At 59.6% G+C, this 14,954-nt stretch carries 14 protein-coding genes; 9 read left to right on the forward strand and 5 right to left on the reverse strand.

The genetic code is table 11. The features are described from left to right. Positions 1 to 299 precede the first annotated feature (299 nt). The 9 genes from dgoD (at position 300) to EL18_RS01845 (ending at position 10,346) form a co-directional block, all read left to right on the forward strand. Positions 300 to 1,472, forward strand: coding sequence for a galactonate dehydratase (gene dgoD, locus EL18_RS01805; RefSeq protein ID WP_036479162.1), 1,173 nt, complete (start codon positions 300 to 302; stop codon positions 1,470 to 1,472). Position 1,473: 1 nt separating this feature from the next. Continuing rightward, positions 1,474 to 2,235, forward strand: a complete 762-nt coding sequence (locus tag EL18_RS01810) for an SDR family oxidoreductase (protein ID WP_036479164.1) — start codon at positions 1,474 to 1,476, stop codon at positions 2,233 to 2,235. Positions 2,236 to 2,261: 26 nt separating this feature from the next. Continuing rightward, a complete protein-coding gene (locus EL18_RS01815) occupies positions 2,262 to 3,236 on the forward strand; it encodes a substrate-binding domain-containing protein (protein WP_036479166.1) in 975 nt (324 codons plus the stop codon). Between the two features lie 60 nt (positions 3,237 to 3,296). After that, entirely contained in the window at positions 3,297 to 4,832 is a 1,536-nt protein-coding gene (locus EL18_RS01820) for a sugar ABC transporter ATP-binding protein (RefSeq protein WP_051913665.1), read from the forward strand. Beyond that, on the forward strand, positions 4,829 to 5,818 hold the full coding sequence (locus tag EL18_RS01825) for an ABC transporter permease (RefSeq protein WP_036479169.1): 990 nt from the start codon (positions 4,829 to 4,831) through the stop codon (positions 5,816 to 5,818). The genes EL18_RS01820 and EL18_RS01825 overlap by 4 nt, the downstream gene beginning before the upstream one ends. An 8-nt stretch (positions 5,819 to 5,826) precedes the next feature. Next, entirely contained in the window at positions 5,827 to 6,567 is a 741-nt protein-coding gene (locus EL18_RS01830; RefSeq protein WP_036479172.1) for a FadR/GntR family transcriptional regulator, read from the forward strand. A gap of 4 nt (positions 6,568 to 6,571) precedes the next feature. Beyond that, a complete protein-coding gene (locus tag EL18_RS01835) occupies positions 6,572 to 7,441 on the forward strand; it encodes an aldose 1-epimerase (protein ID WP_161781959.1) in 870 nt (289 codons plus the stop codon). Between the two features lie 104 nt (positions 7,442 to 7,545). Beyond that, positions 7,546 to 8,226, forward strand: a complete 681-nt coding sequence (locus EL18_RS17205; protein WP_152552934.1) for a biliverdin-producing heme oxygenase — start codon at positions 7,546 to 7,548, stop codon at positions 8,224 to 8,226. Continuing rightward, positions 8,223 to 10,346, forward strand: coding sequence for a histidine kinase dimerization/phosphoacceptor domain -containing protein (locus EL18_RS01845; RefSeq protein WP_244444497.1), 2,124 nt, complete (start codon positions 8,223 to 8,225; stop codon positions 10,344 to 10,346). The genes EL18_RS17205 and EL18_RS01845 overlap by 4 nt, the downstream gene beginning before the upstream one ends. Before the next feature lie 87 nt (positions 10,347 to 10,433). On the opposite strand, the gene EL18_RS01850 is transcribed toward EL18_RS01845, so the two are convergent. The 5 genes from EL18_RS01850 to EL18_RS01870 are packed head-to-tail and all read right to left on the reverse strand — an operon-like array spanning position 10,434 to position 14,837. Beyond that, positions 10,434 to 11,330, reverse strand: a complete 897-nt coding sequence (locus EL18_RS01850) for an SMP-30/gluconolactonase/LRE family protein (protein WP_036479186.1) — start codon at positions 11,328 to 11,330, stop codon at positions 10,434 to 10,436. 11 nt (positions 11,331 to 11,341) lie between these two features. Further along, on the reverse strand, positions 11,342 to 11,674 hold the full coding sequence (locus tag EL18_RS01855) for a hypothetical protein (RefSeq protein WP_036479188.1): 333 nt from the start codon (positions 11,672 to 11,674) through the stop codon (positions 11,342 to 11,344). Continuing rightward, the gene (locus EL18_RS01860; RefSeq protein ID WP_152552935.1) at positions 11,674 to 12,561 is read right to left on the reverse strand and encodes a DUF6772 family protein; all 888 of its coding nucleotides are present in this window, start codon (positions 12,559 to 12,561) and stop codon (positions 11,674 to 11,676) included. Before EL18_RS01860 ends, EL18_RS01855 begins: the two co-directional genes overlap by 1 nt. Positions 12,562 to 12,594: 33 nt before the next feature. Continuing rightward, on the reverse strand, positions 12,595 to 13,716 hold the full coding sequence (locus tag EL18_RS01865; RefSeq protein WP_036479190.1) for a mandelate racemase/muconate lactonizing enzyme family protein: 1,122 nt from the start codon (positions 13,714 to 13,716) through the stop codon (positions 12,595 to 12,597). Further along, complete coding sequence (locus tag EL18_RS01870; RefSeq protein ID WP_244444498.1) at positions 13,713 to 14,837, reverse strand: mandelate racemase/muconate lactonizing enzyme family protein; 1,125 nt, start codon at positions 14,835 to 14,837, stop codon at positions 13,713 to 13,715. The genes EL18_RS01865 and EL18_RS01870 overlap by 4 nt, the downstream gene beginning before the upstream one ends. Between the last annotated feature and the right edge of the window lie 117 nt (positions 14,838 to 14,954).

The following is a 14,954-nucleotide window of genomic DNA, read 5'->3' on the forward strand; positions in this document are numbered from 1 at the left end:
TGTGTAACGGGGTGCAGGGGCCGCGCCGCGGGTGATCTGAGCTGCTGTTCGACCGGGTAGTTCGCACGCCTTGTCGGCAGGTTCGACCCATCAATCATGCGCGCGGCGACCCGGTCCCAGCGATGGCTGGGGCTGTCGTGTCGGTCATGCCGTGGATTTCGCGACTGCACGCTCGCAAGCCTTCCTTCTTCAACGCAACGCGACACGCCGCTCAGCTTCAGCTGAGACGAAAAAAGCACGCGCGGGCTTGACTCCATATAATTAAGGATTAATTGTATGATGAATAAGGGAGGAGCATCGTGCAAATTACAGCCATCCGGGCATTCGTGTGCAATGCCGAGATGAGAAACTGGGTTTTCGTCCGCGTGGACACCGATGTCCCTGGCCTCTTTGGCTGGGGCGAAGCGACACTTGAATGGAAAACCCGAGCTGTCGTTGGTGCGATCGAAGACCTCGAGCCGCTCCTGATCGGACAGGATCCGCGGGACATCGAGCAGTGTTTCCAGATCATGACGCGCCACGGCTTCTGGCGGATGGGTGTCCTTGGAATGTCGGCCATCAGCGGCATAGAAATCGCCCTGTGGGACATTCTCGGCAAGTCGCTCGATACGCCTGTCTGGCGACTGCTCGGGGGGAAAGTCAGAGACCGGCTGCGGACCTATACCCATCTCGGATTGGGCAACATGAATTCGGTCTACGAGACCGAAGGAGTTGATGAATTCGCCGAGAAAGGTGCTGCAGTGGTGGCTGCGGGATACACCGCGGTGAAGGTCGTCTCCATTCCCTATTGCCACTATATCGCTCCAACCCGGCTGATAGATCAGGTGGGTGCCTCTATGGACGCGCTGCGCGCAGCCGTCGGACCGGATATCGACATCATGGTCGACTTCCATGGTCGACCCGCTTCGCTTTCACTGGCGCGCGATTTCCTGAAGGCGCTGGAACCCGGTCGTCCGCTTTTTGCAGAGGAGCCGGTACCCCCGGAGCAGGGGGATAATCTGGCCGAGCTTACACGCACCTCATCCGTGACCATTGCCGCAGGCGAGCGGCTGATCGGGCGCGGCGCATTCGAAGATGCCGTTCGCAAACGCGCCTTCCACATCGCTCAGCCCGACATCTGTCATGTCGGTGGGCTTGGCGAGGCGAAGAAGGTTGCTGCCATCTGCGAGACCGCGGGGATTGGTGTCGCTCCACATAATCCGCTTGGGCCGATCGCGGGTATTGCAGCCCTACATTTCGGCGTATCGACGCCAAACCACATCATCCAGGAAGAAATGGTTGGCGCTGTTCCCTGGTATGATGACGTGGTCACATGGCCGATTGTGCGCAGGGCCGGCTACTGGGACCTGCCCGAGAAGCCGGGTCTCGGCCTGGAAGTGAACGAAGCTGAGCTGGCGCGCCATCCCTTCAAGCAGGAAGTCTTGCATACACGCAATGCCGTCCTTCCTGATGGCACGATCGTGGATTGGTGACATGGCGGGGCGGTTGGAGCAAAAGGTCGCGATCGTCACAGGTGCTGGGCAAGGGATCGGCGCGGCAATCGCGCGGGCCTTCGCGGCAGAAGGCGCGAATGTTGTCGTGGCAGAGCTCAATGCCGTGACGGGCCAGGCTGTTGCCGACGAGATAGGTGGCATCTTCGTCGAAACGGACGTTACGAAGCAGGTCCACGTTGACGCTGTGGTTGCGGCCACGACCGAAGCGTTCGGACGGATCGACATTCTCGTCAACAACGCAGGGGCAAATGTCTTTCACCGGCCCCATGAGATGCCGCGAACGGAATGGGCGCGGTGCATGGCGCTGGATCTCGAAGCCTGTTGGGCCATGAGTGAAGCGGTACTTTCACCCATGCGCAGACAGGGCGGCGGATCCATCATCAACATTGCCAGTACGCATGGCTTCAAGATCATTCCGGCGACATTTCCCTATCCGGTTGCCAAGCACGGCCTCATCGGTCTCACGCGATCCCTGGGCATCGAATATGCAGCAGAGGGGCTGCGGGTGAACGCAATTGCGCCGGGCTATATCGATACCGAGATCGCCCGCGACTACTGGGCGAATTTCGCTGATCCGGGTGCGGAGCGACGTCGGGCGGAGGAACTTCATCCGCCAAGGCGGATCGGCACTCCGGAAGAAGTCGCCATGACAGCAGTGTTTCTGGCCTCGGACGAGGCCCCATTCATCAACGCCGAAACCATCGTCATCGATGGTGGGAGGTCGGCGCTGTACCACGACTGAACTTCGAAAACTTCAGGGAGGAAAACATGAAACTACACCTTATGACCGCTGCCTGCGCAGCGACGATGCTCGCCGTTCCGGCCGCAAATGCCCAGGACGATATCAAGATCGGCTACATCAACAAGATGGGTGATCATCCATGGTTCGTGGCGGAAGTGGCTGGTGCCAAGGAAGCTGCGGAGGCAGGCGGTGCCGCGTTTGTGAGCCAGGATGTGCAGTTCAATGCCGATCTGACGATCACCACGCTCGATACCATGATCGGCGACGGTGTGGATGGTATCGCCATCGTGGTGCCGGACCGCGCCTTGGGCCCGATCGTGGCCGCCAGAGCCGCCGAAGCCGGCGTCCCCATCATCGCCGTCGATGACGACATCGAGGACGAGGCCGGCAATCCGGTGCCCTATGTAGGGCTGAACGCCTTCGCCATCGGCGAGCAGGTGGGCGCGGAGCTTGCAAAGCTGTATCAGGAAAAGGGATGGGAGAAGGGGTCAGTCGGTATCGTTTCGATCGAAGACCGCAAGGCCGACACCTGCATGCAGCGCAACGGTGGTGCGGAGAAAGCGCTGCTCGAAAATTCCGATCTGGGTGAAGATCAGATCATCCGGGCTGCCTATGACAACACGATGGTCAACGCCATCGACGTCATGACGACGACGCTGACCGCCAATCCGCAATATGACCACTGGATCTTCTACGCCTGCAATGATGACGGTGTTCTGGGCGCTGCGCGGGCAATGGAGAATTCCAATTATCCCGCAGAGAACGGCATCGGCATCGGCATTGATGGCAGCCGCGCCTGTGATGCTTTCGGGAATGGTCGGGAGTCTGCGTTCAAGGGAACGATGTGGCTGAACTCCGAAAACCACGGCCGGGATGCGGTCAACCTGCTGCTCAAGAAGATCAAGGACGGCACCGAACTTCCGGAGGCCACATATTCCGATCCGGAATTCGTGACCCTTGAGAATTTCGGCGACTACAAGAGCAAGCTCTGCAGCTCGTAAGCACGTGCCGGATGGCCCTTGTGCCATCCGGCTTTCTCTTCAATATCCGCGGAGGCAGAAATGGGAACCCCGTTCCTCAGGACGGAAGGGCTCACCAAGCATTTCGGGCCAGTGCATGCCCTTTCCGACGTCTCTCTTGATGTCAGGGAAGGCGAAGTGCTGGCGCTGGTTGGTGAAAATGGAGCTGGCAAATCCACGCTGATGCGCCTGCTTGAAGGCGTTCATCCGCCAAGCCGCGGCACTATCCGTATCCGTGGCGAGAGCGTGCAATTCGCGCAGCCGCGTGAGTCACATGCGGCAGGTATCCGTGTCATTCACCAGGAGCCGGAGATCGTTCCCGATCTGACGGTCGCGGAGAACATCTTCGCCGGCGATTTGCCGCGAAGGGGGAAGTATTTCCTCGATTGGACCACGCTGAACGCAAAGACCGTTTCCCTGCTCGAGACGTTCGGCATGACAGGCGAACTGAGGCCGGGTCAGATGTGCAGTGGGCTCGGGCCGGCCCAACGCCAGATGATCGAGATCATGCGCGCGGTGCAGGCTGGCGGCCAGCTTATCGCGTTCGATGAACCGACTTCATCTTTGACTGACGAGGAAGCGCAGCGCCTGTTCACCATCATCGACCGCCTGCGAGGCGAGGGCGTGGCGGTGATCTATATTTCACACCGCCTCGCGGAAATCACGCAGCTGGCCGACAGGGTGGCGGTGCTTCGTGACGGCCAGCTGGTCGATGACCTTCCCGCAGAAGGCATCACCGAAGAGAAGATCACCCGGCTGATGGTCGGGCGACCGCTCTCGGACATGTTTCCCGAGCGCTCACCCAATCAGGGCGATGTTGTTCTGGAGGTTGCCGATCTCTCGACGGATCATGTGAGCGACATTTCCTTCAAGCTGCATCGCGGCGAGGTGCTGGGCATTGGTGGCCTCATCGGGGCGGGGCGCTCCGAGCTGGCGAAAGGCATCTTCGGCTTCCATCGGCGGACCGGGGGCACGGTTCTGCTTGATGGGCACCAGCTTCCCTCTGGTGATACGGCGGCGGCCATCGCGGCGGGCATCGGCTTTGCGCCCGAGGACCGCAAGGATGAAGCCCTGCTCCTGCTTCAGACCATTCTGGAGAATGCGGTTCTCTGTGTGCCGGAGAAGGTTTCCACCAAGGGCTTCTTCGATCGTCGCAAGGCGCTGAACCTGATCGGGAAAATCTCTCGCCAGATGCGGCTGAAGGCATCTTCTCTCGATGCTCCGATCACATCGCTTTCCGGCGGCAATCAGCAGAAGGTTGTCCTGACGCGCTGGCTTGCCTGCGACCTTAAGGTCCTCATCCTAGATGAACCGACGCGTGGCATCGATGTGGGTGCGCGTTCGGAGATCTACGAGCTCATTCGAACACTCACCGATACCCGTGGCCTGGGGGTCATCGTGATTTCGTCGGAGATGCCCGAGCTCATCGGCCTGTCGGACCGCATCCTCGTGATGGCCGACGGTCGCATCAACGCCGAGCTCGATAAGAACGACATCTCGGAAGAACGTATCATGGCAGCGGCTATTCCGCACGGCGCGAGGCAGGCTGCTGCAGGAACGGAAGGATTGGCACGATGAGTGTTGGATCGCTCGAACTAAACAATCGCGGAAATTTCATGCACCGGTTCGTGGAACGGGTCGGCATTCACAATATCAGTCTGTTGGTCGCGCTGATCGGCCTTCTCGTCATATTCGGCGCGCTCAGAGGAGACGTCTTCTTCTCCACGCGGAACCTGCTGAATATCGGCATGGGCGTGGCGATTCTTGGCGTGCTTGCGATTTCCCAGACCGGTGTCATCGTATCCGGCGGTCTCGATATTTCCGTGGGCTCGATCGTCGGGCTGACCACCGTCGCAACCGCAATGGCCATACAATCGACCGAGATGGCGGGGATGGGGCTGTTGGCCGGATTGGTGGTTGGCGGGCTGGCAGGTCTCGTGAACGGTCTGCTGGTCACCTATGGGCGCATCAATGCCGTCATCGTGACGCTCGGGACCATGGCGATCTTTCGTGGCATTGCGTTCATCCTCTCGGATGGTCAATCCATCTCGATCTTCAACGACACGTTCCGCTGGATCGGTACCGGCCGCATGCTTGGCTTGCCTATTCCAATCTGGATCCTGGTGCTTGTCGCCATCGGATTCTATGTCTTCATGCACAAGAGCATCGTGGGGCGGAACTATTATGCGATCGGCGGAAATCCGGTGGTCGCCCGCCTTTCTGGCCTCAGCATCCCGCGCTACCGTGTCGCGATCTATGTACTCTCTGGCGTAATGGCGGGTGTGGGCGGCATCCTCCTTGCTGCACGCACCGGTTCGGGACAGCCAATCTCCGGTTCTGACGGCCTGGAGCTGGAAGCCATCACGGCAGCCTTTCTGGGCGGCTGCGCGATGCAAGGTGGTCGTGGTACCGTGGTCGGGGCGTTGCTTGGCGTTGCAATCATCGGTGTCTTGAACAACGGTATGATTCTTACTGCCGTGCCGACTTTCTACCAGATGCTGGCCAAGGGCACTTTGCTGATACTTGCGGTGTTCCTGGCGGAATACCGTCTGAACCGGAGCTGAAACAGTCGATGAACGTGCACAAGGTAAGCGAAACGCGGGCGGCCACACCCCGTCAAAGGGAGTTGGTCACCTCGACCTTGGCGCGGATGATCCTGTCGGGCGAAGTGCCGCCCGGCAGCAAGTTGCCGACGGAAGCCGAACTCGGAAAATCGATGGATGTCAGCCGGACGGTGCTTCGCGAATCCGTTCGCATGCTGGCGGGCAAGGGCCTGATTGAAAGCCGTCCGCGCATCGGGACCGTGGTTCTGCCTCCCAGCCGCTGGAATCATCTGGATGGAGATCTTCTGGCATGGCGTGAAAGCCTGCCACCGGATCTGAACTTCATCCGCTCCCTGACCGAGGCGAGGCAGGTCATAGAGCCCGCGGCTGCCGCAATGGCGGCAGAGCGTGCCGACGGGACGGATCTCGGCAGGATCCAGCGCGCATTCGATGCAATGCGTGCGGCCGATATCGCGGATATCGATGCCGCCGTGACCGCTGACGAAGATTTCCACCTGGCAATCCTCGCGGCATCAAAGAACGAGATCTTCTCCAATTTCGGCGCAGTCATCGGAATGGCGCTGCGGATGAGCTTCCGGGTCACCACAACAGGTTCGGAAAATTATGCGGCTACTCTTGCCACCCATGGTGACGTGCTTGAAGCCATACGTATGCGTGAAGCAGATACTGCACGCGACCTTATGGTGAAGCTGATCAATGTGGCCGCGTCCGACCTTGCGAGGATTGCAGGACGATACGAAGACCGGTGAGACGATGACCAGGTCCTCCGTCATCACCCTCGAGAATGAAGCTTTGTCCCTGGGGCTAGCAGCAAAGCTGGGCGCCTCGGTCACCAGTCTGGAGTTTCTCGGTCGGGGGGAAAGGCGCCCAGTCCTGCTTGGGGGGGAACGTCCCGATTTGCGTGTCGAGGACAGCGCGTTGTTCCCCATGGCACCATTTGCCAACCGGGCGCGAGACAACGTGATCGGGAGCGGCAATCATCGATACCGCCTGCAGCCCAATACGAGTGATCCTCTGGCGCTCCACGGTGTGGCATGGCAGCTTCCATGGGACATGGTCGAGCTCACGTCCACTTCGTGTCTACTCGAACTGGAGGTGACGGACGAATTTGTCTTCGGCTTCAAACTCGCCTATCGCATTGCGATATCCGGCTCCTCGGTCGAATTCGAGCTGAAACTTGCAAACAGCAACGATCATTCCATCCCGGCGGGGCTCGGTTTACATCCCTATTTTCCCCGGCGCAGCGACACGACAATCCGGTTTCCAGCGCAGACGCTCTGGCCCGAAGGGCCCGGCCACCTTCCAACGGGCAGAATTCCCGTTCCGGCTGAATTCGATTTCTCTTCGCAGCGGCCTCTCCCGAACAGATGGATCAATCATTGTTATTCGGGCTGGCAGGGCCACGCGCAGATAATCCAGCCCAGTCTGGGTTACAGCTTGGAGATGGTGGCGCTGAATGCCCATTGCCTCATGCTTTATTCCGATCCGGAAAAAAACCGGTTCGCCTTGGAGCCACAGAGCCACGCCACCGGGGAAAACGGTCCTGGAGGTTCTGGAATGATGGATCTGCCAGGTGGTGACAGCAGCAGCCTCCACCTCAAGCTGGAATTGAGCGAGCTCTGAAATCTGGCGGCCCGAACGCTCGGCACCAAGCGAGAGCATGTGGCGGGCCGGGAACCTGACACATCGTCCGCCGAAGCCTCCAGAAAACCTTTGGCGCTGTTCAGGTGCAAAGCCCGCAAGAGTTAATGTACAGGTGGCGGCAGCACTTCACTGCTGATAAGGGGGAAGAGGTCAGCACGCATTCGGCACAACTGACAGAACAGGAGATGCTGTTGGTACTACAGCCGCAAACGGAACACGGAAGTGTATTGACAGCATTGCGAGAGGCCACCGCTGAGCAACATCGAAAACTCGAAGAGCGGTTCGATGCAGTCTCTGAACTTGCCGATATGCATCGCAGGCCGCAGGTCATTGCGCGCTACGCTGCATTTTATTCTTCCGCTTTCGCCGCGCTGGGCCCCGAGCTTGAACCGCTGCATGAGCTGCGCTTCAAGCACCGTCGCCAAGCCTGGGAAGCAGTCAACATGCTTCAGGCGTCTGCCGATTGCGCCACTGGGTTTCCAGCCCCTGCCGATCTGCGCGAAGCGCTGGGATCCTTTTATGTCGTGGAAGGTTCGATCCTCGGCGGCCGGTTCATACAGGCGCAACTGAAGAAACAGGATGTGGAAGCCGCGGAACTGGCCTTTCTCAATCCCTATGGAACTGCCGGCGGTTCGATGTGGCGGTCGCTGCTATCTGCCATTGAAGAGCACGGCTCCGGCGACTTAGGAATTGCTGCCATCTGCCGGGGTGCCACAAGAGCATTCGATCATGCCGAGTTCGTTCTGTGCGGAGGCACGAAGTGAATATCAAGCCACCTTTAACCGCGTGCGACAAGGAGCCCATCCACATTCCGGGTGCGATACAGCCGCACGGGGTGCTGCTCGTGGTCGACCAGGCCTCGCAACGGGTCATCCACGGGGCCGGGCCTGTAAAGCGTGTGATTGGCACGGATAATTGGCTGGACGCGCCGCTGAGCGAGCTACTGACCGAAGAGGCAGCCTCAGCGATCCTGCACGGCGAAGCCGCGGTTTTGCGCAATGTCGTGCCTCAACGCGCTCCCGGCCGATACGACATAACCATATCCAGGCTGGAGCAGGAACTGCTGGTCGAACTTGAACCGGCATCCGCGCCGGAGGTTCTGGCTGATCTGATGCTTGAATTCGAAGCAGCAAGACACGCTTTCGATAGCGTGACGGATGTCGAGACCCTCATGCATCGTGCTGCACGGGAGTTCCGCCGTCTGACGCAGTTCGATCGCGTCATGGTGTACAAGTTTCTCGATGACGGCGCCGGCAAGGTTGTTGCCGAAGACGTTGCGCCCGAGCTTGGATCGTTTCTGAACCACCATTTTCCAGCCTCCGATATCCCGGCGCAGGCGCGTGCGCTCTATCTGCGCAACCTGGTGCGCGTCATCCCCGATGTCGGCTATGAACCGGCGCCATTGCGACCGGCGCGTGTTGAGGAAATGCCGCTCGACATGAGCGACTCAAGTCTTCGCAGCGTGTCGCCGGTCCATATCCAGTATCTGAGGAATATGGGAGTTGGCGCCTCGGCTTCATTCTCGCTCGTCAAGGAAGGTGAGCTGTGGGGCCTCATTGCCTGCCACAACATGCGGCCGCGTGGCCTGAACTGGGATCAGCGCACGATTTGCCGCGCACTTTCCAGCACGCTGGCGCGGCAGATCAAGGCCAAGGAAGACGTGAACGCCTATCGTGAGCGTGTTCGCCTGCGCTCCTTCGAAGATCGCATAATCGAGTTGCTCTCGCGGGAAGGTTCGTTAAGCGCGGCGCTGTCCAAGCACCTTCCTGAAGTCAAGCGCATGTTCAATGCCGACGGGGTGGCGGTCGTCCGGGCCGAAGAGTTGGTGAGCACGGGCAAGTGCCCTCCCGAACCTGCGATCCGTGAACTGGCAGCGTGGCTGGGAGAAGCGGGGCCTTCTCCGGTCTTTGCTTCAAGCGAGCTGTCCGCGACAAGTGCTCCGGCTGCGGCGGTCGGCCCGCTTTCGGCTGGGCTGTTGGCGATTACCCTGTCCCCGAGCGAACCCTGGAAAGTTCTTTGGTTCCGTGCGGAAGCAGTTGAAGTTGTCGAATGGGCTGGCAACCCTCACAAGGCTGCGTCGTGGAATGATGACGAGCCACTGACGCCACGATCGAGTTTCTCCGCCTGGAGGGAGATGGTTCGCGGCAAGGCACGACCGTGGAGCGTGCCGGAGATATCGGCTGCCGAGCATCTGACGGTCGCGATCAGGAACGTGTCACAGCATCGGCAGATTTCAGACCTCAACAAGGAGCTCCTAACTCTGGTGAACCAGAAAGAGACGTTGCTGAAGCAGCGCGAGTTTCTCCTTGGCGAGGTGAACCATCGTGTTCAAAACAGCCTCACGCTGGTTTCGACATTCCTCGCAATGCAGGCGCGTGAATCCGCCAATGACGCCGGCCGCCAGTCGATCGAGGAGGCCAGGCGGCGCATAGCGGCGGTTTCGCTCGTTCATCGCCGCCTCTACGGCACGGATCAGCTGCATAGCGTCGACGGGGCACGCTATGTCGAAGAACTGCTGGATGATCTTTTCGCGTCGCTGGGCGAAACGTGGCAGCAACAGCTCAAGCCTGATCTTCACCCGGTGCTTCTGCCCAACGACCGCGCCATCAGCGTGGGCCTCATACTGACCGAGCTTGTCATCAACGCCACGAAATATGCCTATGATGGTGAGGCCGGGCCCGTGACAGTCATTCTCACCGAGCACCAGAACCAGTTCCGGCTCGAGGTCAGCGACAATGGCAGGGGACGCGGGGCGTCCAGTTCCGGTTATGGTACCCGCATGATCGATGCTCTGGTGCAGCAGTTGGGCGGCAATCTGGACTTCGTGAGCAACTCACCCGGCACAAAAGCCGTTCTGACTGCGCCGGTCTCTTCGGCTCACTAGGCTCAGACCCTTGCCGGTGTGTGGAAGGCGCGGGGCCCAGTGAGCGGAGCTTCCACTTGCCCATTATGTCACTGTCGCGATGAACGCCTAAATCTTGAAGCGATTTCGGGGCTGAACGACAGGTTCGGGAATGCCCTGATGCTCCGTTTCGATCTCGATCACGAACCCATCCATATAGGTCGGTGCATCGGGTAGCCTAAGGCTGGTAACATAAAGCGTGCGCAGGTCCGGGCCGCCAAAGCAGGGTTTGCTTGGCCATTTAACGGGGAGCTCAATACGCAGGTCCACCTTGCCGCCAGGCGTGATGCGCAGAATTTCCGAGCCGCCCACACCAGCCATCCAGTAACATCCATCGGTATCGATGCAGGCACCGTCCGGACGCCCTGCGCATTCTTTGGTCGTGAAAAATTCCCTGCGGTTCGTAAAAATCCCTGTGGCGGCATCATGATCGAATGCCCAGATGGTCTGCACCGTTTGGTAGCTATCTGACAAATACGCTGTCCTGTCATCGGGGCTGAATGCCAAGCCGTTGACGATGTGAAATCCCCTCATGCGGCGCTGAACATCCGCGCCTTCTGCCCAGTCATATAGGCAGCCAGAGGGGGCCGAGCGGTCGCCTCTTGCGATTGTACCAAAGACGAAGCGCCCGGACCGGGAAGTCGCGCCATCATTGGCGCGATGCGTTTCGGGATCGGTGCCGGGTGTTGAGGCAAGAAGGCGCATTGCACCATCTGCAGGCTCAAATCCATACAATCCGTCAGGCATGGCGATGATGATTTCGTCCGTGTGGGTGAGCGCAATGCATCCGGGTTGGTCGGGCAGGGGCCAGCGCTGTCCTCTGCCATTTGCCAGATCATGACTGAGAAGCGCGCAACCGGTGATGTCCACCCAGAACAGAAGCTGCCTGTGCGGGCACCACAGAATGCCTTCTCCGACTTGGCATTGCGTATCGGGCAGGGCGCGAATGGCAGGTTGTCTCACCATGTCGTTTCGTTTCAAGCCTTCAGGTGCAGGGAGACAAGCACCACCGCGCTTGAGCCCTGGGCGAAGTCGGCGCTGAGTCGGAGCCAGTTGCCGAAATGACTTAGCTTGACGGCTGCGGTTTCGCCCTCATCGGGCAGCTTGATTGATGTTCCTTCGTCGACCCAATGCATCCCGTCAGCCGAAATCTGGACGCGTCCCACGGGCTGTGGGCCCTGCGGTTTCTTGAGCGCACGCACGAAGATGATCGCTTCCTTTGCCCAGCCGGCTTCGAAGGGTTCGGTGGCGGCCATGCCTTCCCATTTTTCATTGCGGGCAAGAATGGCTGTGATGTTTTCGGGCAGCATCAGAAGTCCCCTGAGATGCAGACGGAATCGATGTAGAGGAAGGCACGTTTGGCGGCGTCGGTCTCAACGAAAAAGGCGAAGTTGAGCATGTTCCAAAGATTGGGCATGGCCGCTATCTCGATGGATTCGAAGCCGGAGACATCCATTTCCCGGTCATTGCAGGCAAAGCGCAGCGGGCGCATCGTCCCAAGGTCGAAATCGAAGCAGATATAGTGCCAGTTCACCTTGGTCGCGATTTCGTTGTAGCAGAACAACTGGTCGCCGCCGGCAAGATCCGCCCAACCTTGCGGAGAAAGGTGATAGTGACTCAGCGTCTTGTTTTCGTTGCCAATCGAGGTGAACTCGGTCTGGCCCGACTTGTATTGCCATTTGCGCAGGGTCTTGCCGTTTTCGGCATTCAGGAAGCGCAGATGCGGCATGACGCGGCGGGCGTCCGCATCGCGATCGCCCCCTTGGAGGTCGAACAGAAATCCCCAGGAGCGAACATCATTGTCGCCGAGACGAAGCTCGGTGGCTTCAGGTTTGAAAGTTACATAGGCCTCGAAGCGGATCGGGCAGCGCTTGCGCATTGTCAGCCGTTTGATCGCCACGTTCTGCGCGCCGGGTTTGGGGCGCGTCGCAATTTTCAGTGCGTAGGAGCTGTCTACGCCGCCATGCGAGCCTGCGTCCCAGTGCGGAAGGGTTGAGAGCATCGCGCTTGTATGTTGCGCATAGCCGGGCAGCATCGTGTCGAGACTGCCCTCGTAGTTGCCCACGAGCTGCGACCAGCCGCAATGACCCCTGGAGAAGTCGTCGTGCGATATGATCCTGCGCAAGGGGTCAAATCGGCTCATTGCCGGGTCTGCCAGGCGCAATTCCTGCCGCAAGGCTTCAATCTCTTGTGTCATCTGGTTTCCTCTAGCTGCATGGTGGCGCCAAGATCATTGGCTGCGTAGATGTTTGACGGCGTCCCAATCGATCTGGAGACCCAGTCCCGGCCCCTCCGGTACTTTGAGACGACCATTTTCCTGGCGCAGACAGCCCGGCCGCAGATCGGCAATCTGGACCTTGAAGGCGCTCTCGTCGCATTCACATTCCATGATCCTGAAATTGGGCATGGCTGCCGAGAGATGAACGCTGGCGGTTTCGCATATGATGCCGGACATGCCGATATGAGGCGCGTAGGCTACGTCATGCGCGTCGGCCAGAAGGGCCATCCGGCGTGTTTCGGTGACCCCGCCTGCGCGTGCCACATCTGGCTGCAATACCGACAAGGTCCGGTTTGCGAGAAGACGACGGGCCTGGTCGACGGAATAGTTGCTCTCGCCTGCGGCCAGGGGCACGTCGCAGCGTTCCCGCAGTCGTTCATAGCCGTATTCATCTTCAGGCTTCAAAGGTTCTTCAAACCAGAAATAGCCGTTGTCCGAGAGGGCGCGACCCACTTCCACCGCTTCATCGAGTGAATAGGCCCAGTTGGCGTCAACGCACAGGCCGATCTTGCTCCCCGCCTTCTCACGCATCCGTTGGATGCGTCTGCAGGCTTCATCCACCGGCCGCGCCATCTTGACCTTGATATTGGTGAAGCCTCTGCCGATCAGTCGAGCAAGTTCAGCGTCTGCCTCATCGTCATCAACCCAGTTGATGGCGGCGCCATAGACATCGATTTCGCTTCGGTTCATGCCGCCAAGAATCCGGGCGAGGGGAAGCCCTGCCAGCTTTCCCATTATGTCCCAGAGCGCGATATCGACCCCTGCGATCGCCTCGATCAGCATCCCGCCGCTGCGACCCGACAGAGACCGACGCATCGTGTGCCAGTGTGCGGCGATGTTGGAGACCGGCTGCCCCACTAGACGCGGCTTCAGCAGGGTTTCGATCAAATCCGCATATGCCTTGGGTGCGAATCTGGCGAGTGTCTCGCCAACGCCGGTCACGCCGGCATCGGTCCGCACCTCCACAAGCACCATGGATACTTCCGTGTAGGTGCCCCATGAGGTGCTGGTTGGCCGCGTCATTGTCTGGGTCAGCGGATGAGCGATCACGTCCGAGATGATTGCGTCACTCATGCCACCATCTCCTTGACGAGATCCCAGTTCATCGTGATACCGAGGCCCGGTCCATCGGGTGCTGCAACGGTCCCGTCCTTGATGCGGCTGTTGGCCGGAGCGATATCGGCGATGCCGTCGCGGAAGCGGTTTGGTGCGAAGGCGCATTCCATGCTGAGCGTGTTCGGCATTGCGGCGGCCAGATGCAGGCTTGCCACTTCACAGATGATGCCTGACATGCCGACATGGGGCGCATAGGAGATGTCGTGCATCGCGGCCAGCTCGGCCATGCGCCTCGTCTCGGTGATCCCGCCGGAGCGCGTCACATTGGGTTGCAGCACTGAAAGGGTCCTGTCACGGATCAGGGGCATGGCCTGGTCCAGGGTGTAGTTGCTTTCGCCGGCTGCAAGCGGCACGGCGCAGCGGCGATGCAGCTGGCGGTAGCCATCTTCGTCTTCCGGGCGGAGAGGTTCTTCAAACCAGTGATAGCCGTTGTCGGTCAGCGCAGCGGCAACCCGCTTGGCTTCATCCAGCGAGTAGGCCCAGTTGGAATCGGCGCTGAGTCGAATATCGTCGCCGGCGCGTTCGCGAAGCCGCGCGATTCTTCGGCATGCTTCATCAACAGGCCGCCCGATCTTGACCTTCATGTCGCTTAGGCCGCGTTCACGCATGAGGTCCAGATCACTGTCGGCCTCGCTGTCGGTGCCCCAGCGGATCGATGCGCCGTATACCGGAACATCGGTTTTGCCAACGCCGCCCAACAGCTTCCAGATGGGCAGATTGGCGGCCTTGCCCAATATGTCCCATAGCGCGATGTCGACCGCAGACATTGCCTCTATAAGGATGCCGCCGGAACGGCCCGACAGGGTGCGTCGCATATCCTTCCAACGCGCGGTAATGGCAGTAGCATCCTGTCCGATCAGGCGCGGCATTGCCGCCTTGATCACCTCGGCATAGCCGGCAGGTGCAAAGCGCGCGAGGCACTCGCCGACACCGCAAATTCCCGAGGCAGTCTCTACCTCCACCAAGAGTATGGATACCGCCTCATAAGTGCCCCATGAGGTTTTTGCAGGCTGCGGCAGGCGCTGAACCAGCGGATAGGTCCGCACATCCACAATCCGGTAGTCACTCTCGCTGGCCATCCCACGCTCCATCCTCAACCTATGCCGCTTGTCGTATTCAATAATGAAGCACATAACAACTAAAAAACATAGTTGCTATGTTGGATATGTTCAGCTACGGTCAGATCGAGAGGTGTG

This window comes from Nitratireductor basaltis (genome assembly GCF_000733725.1).
Classification (GTDB): domain Bacteria; phylum Pseudomonadota; class Alphaproteobacteria; order Rhizobiales; family Rhizobiaceae; genus Chelativorans; species Chelativorans basaltis.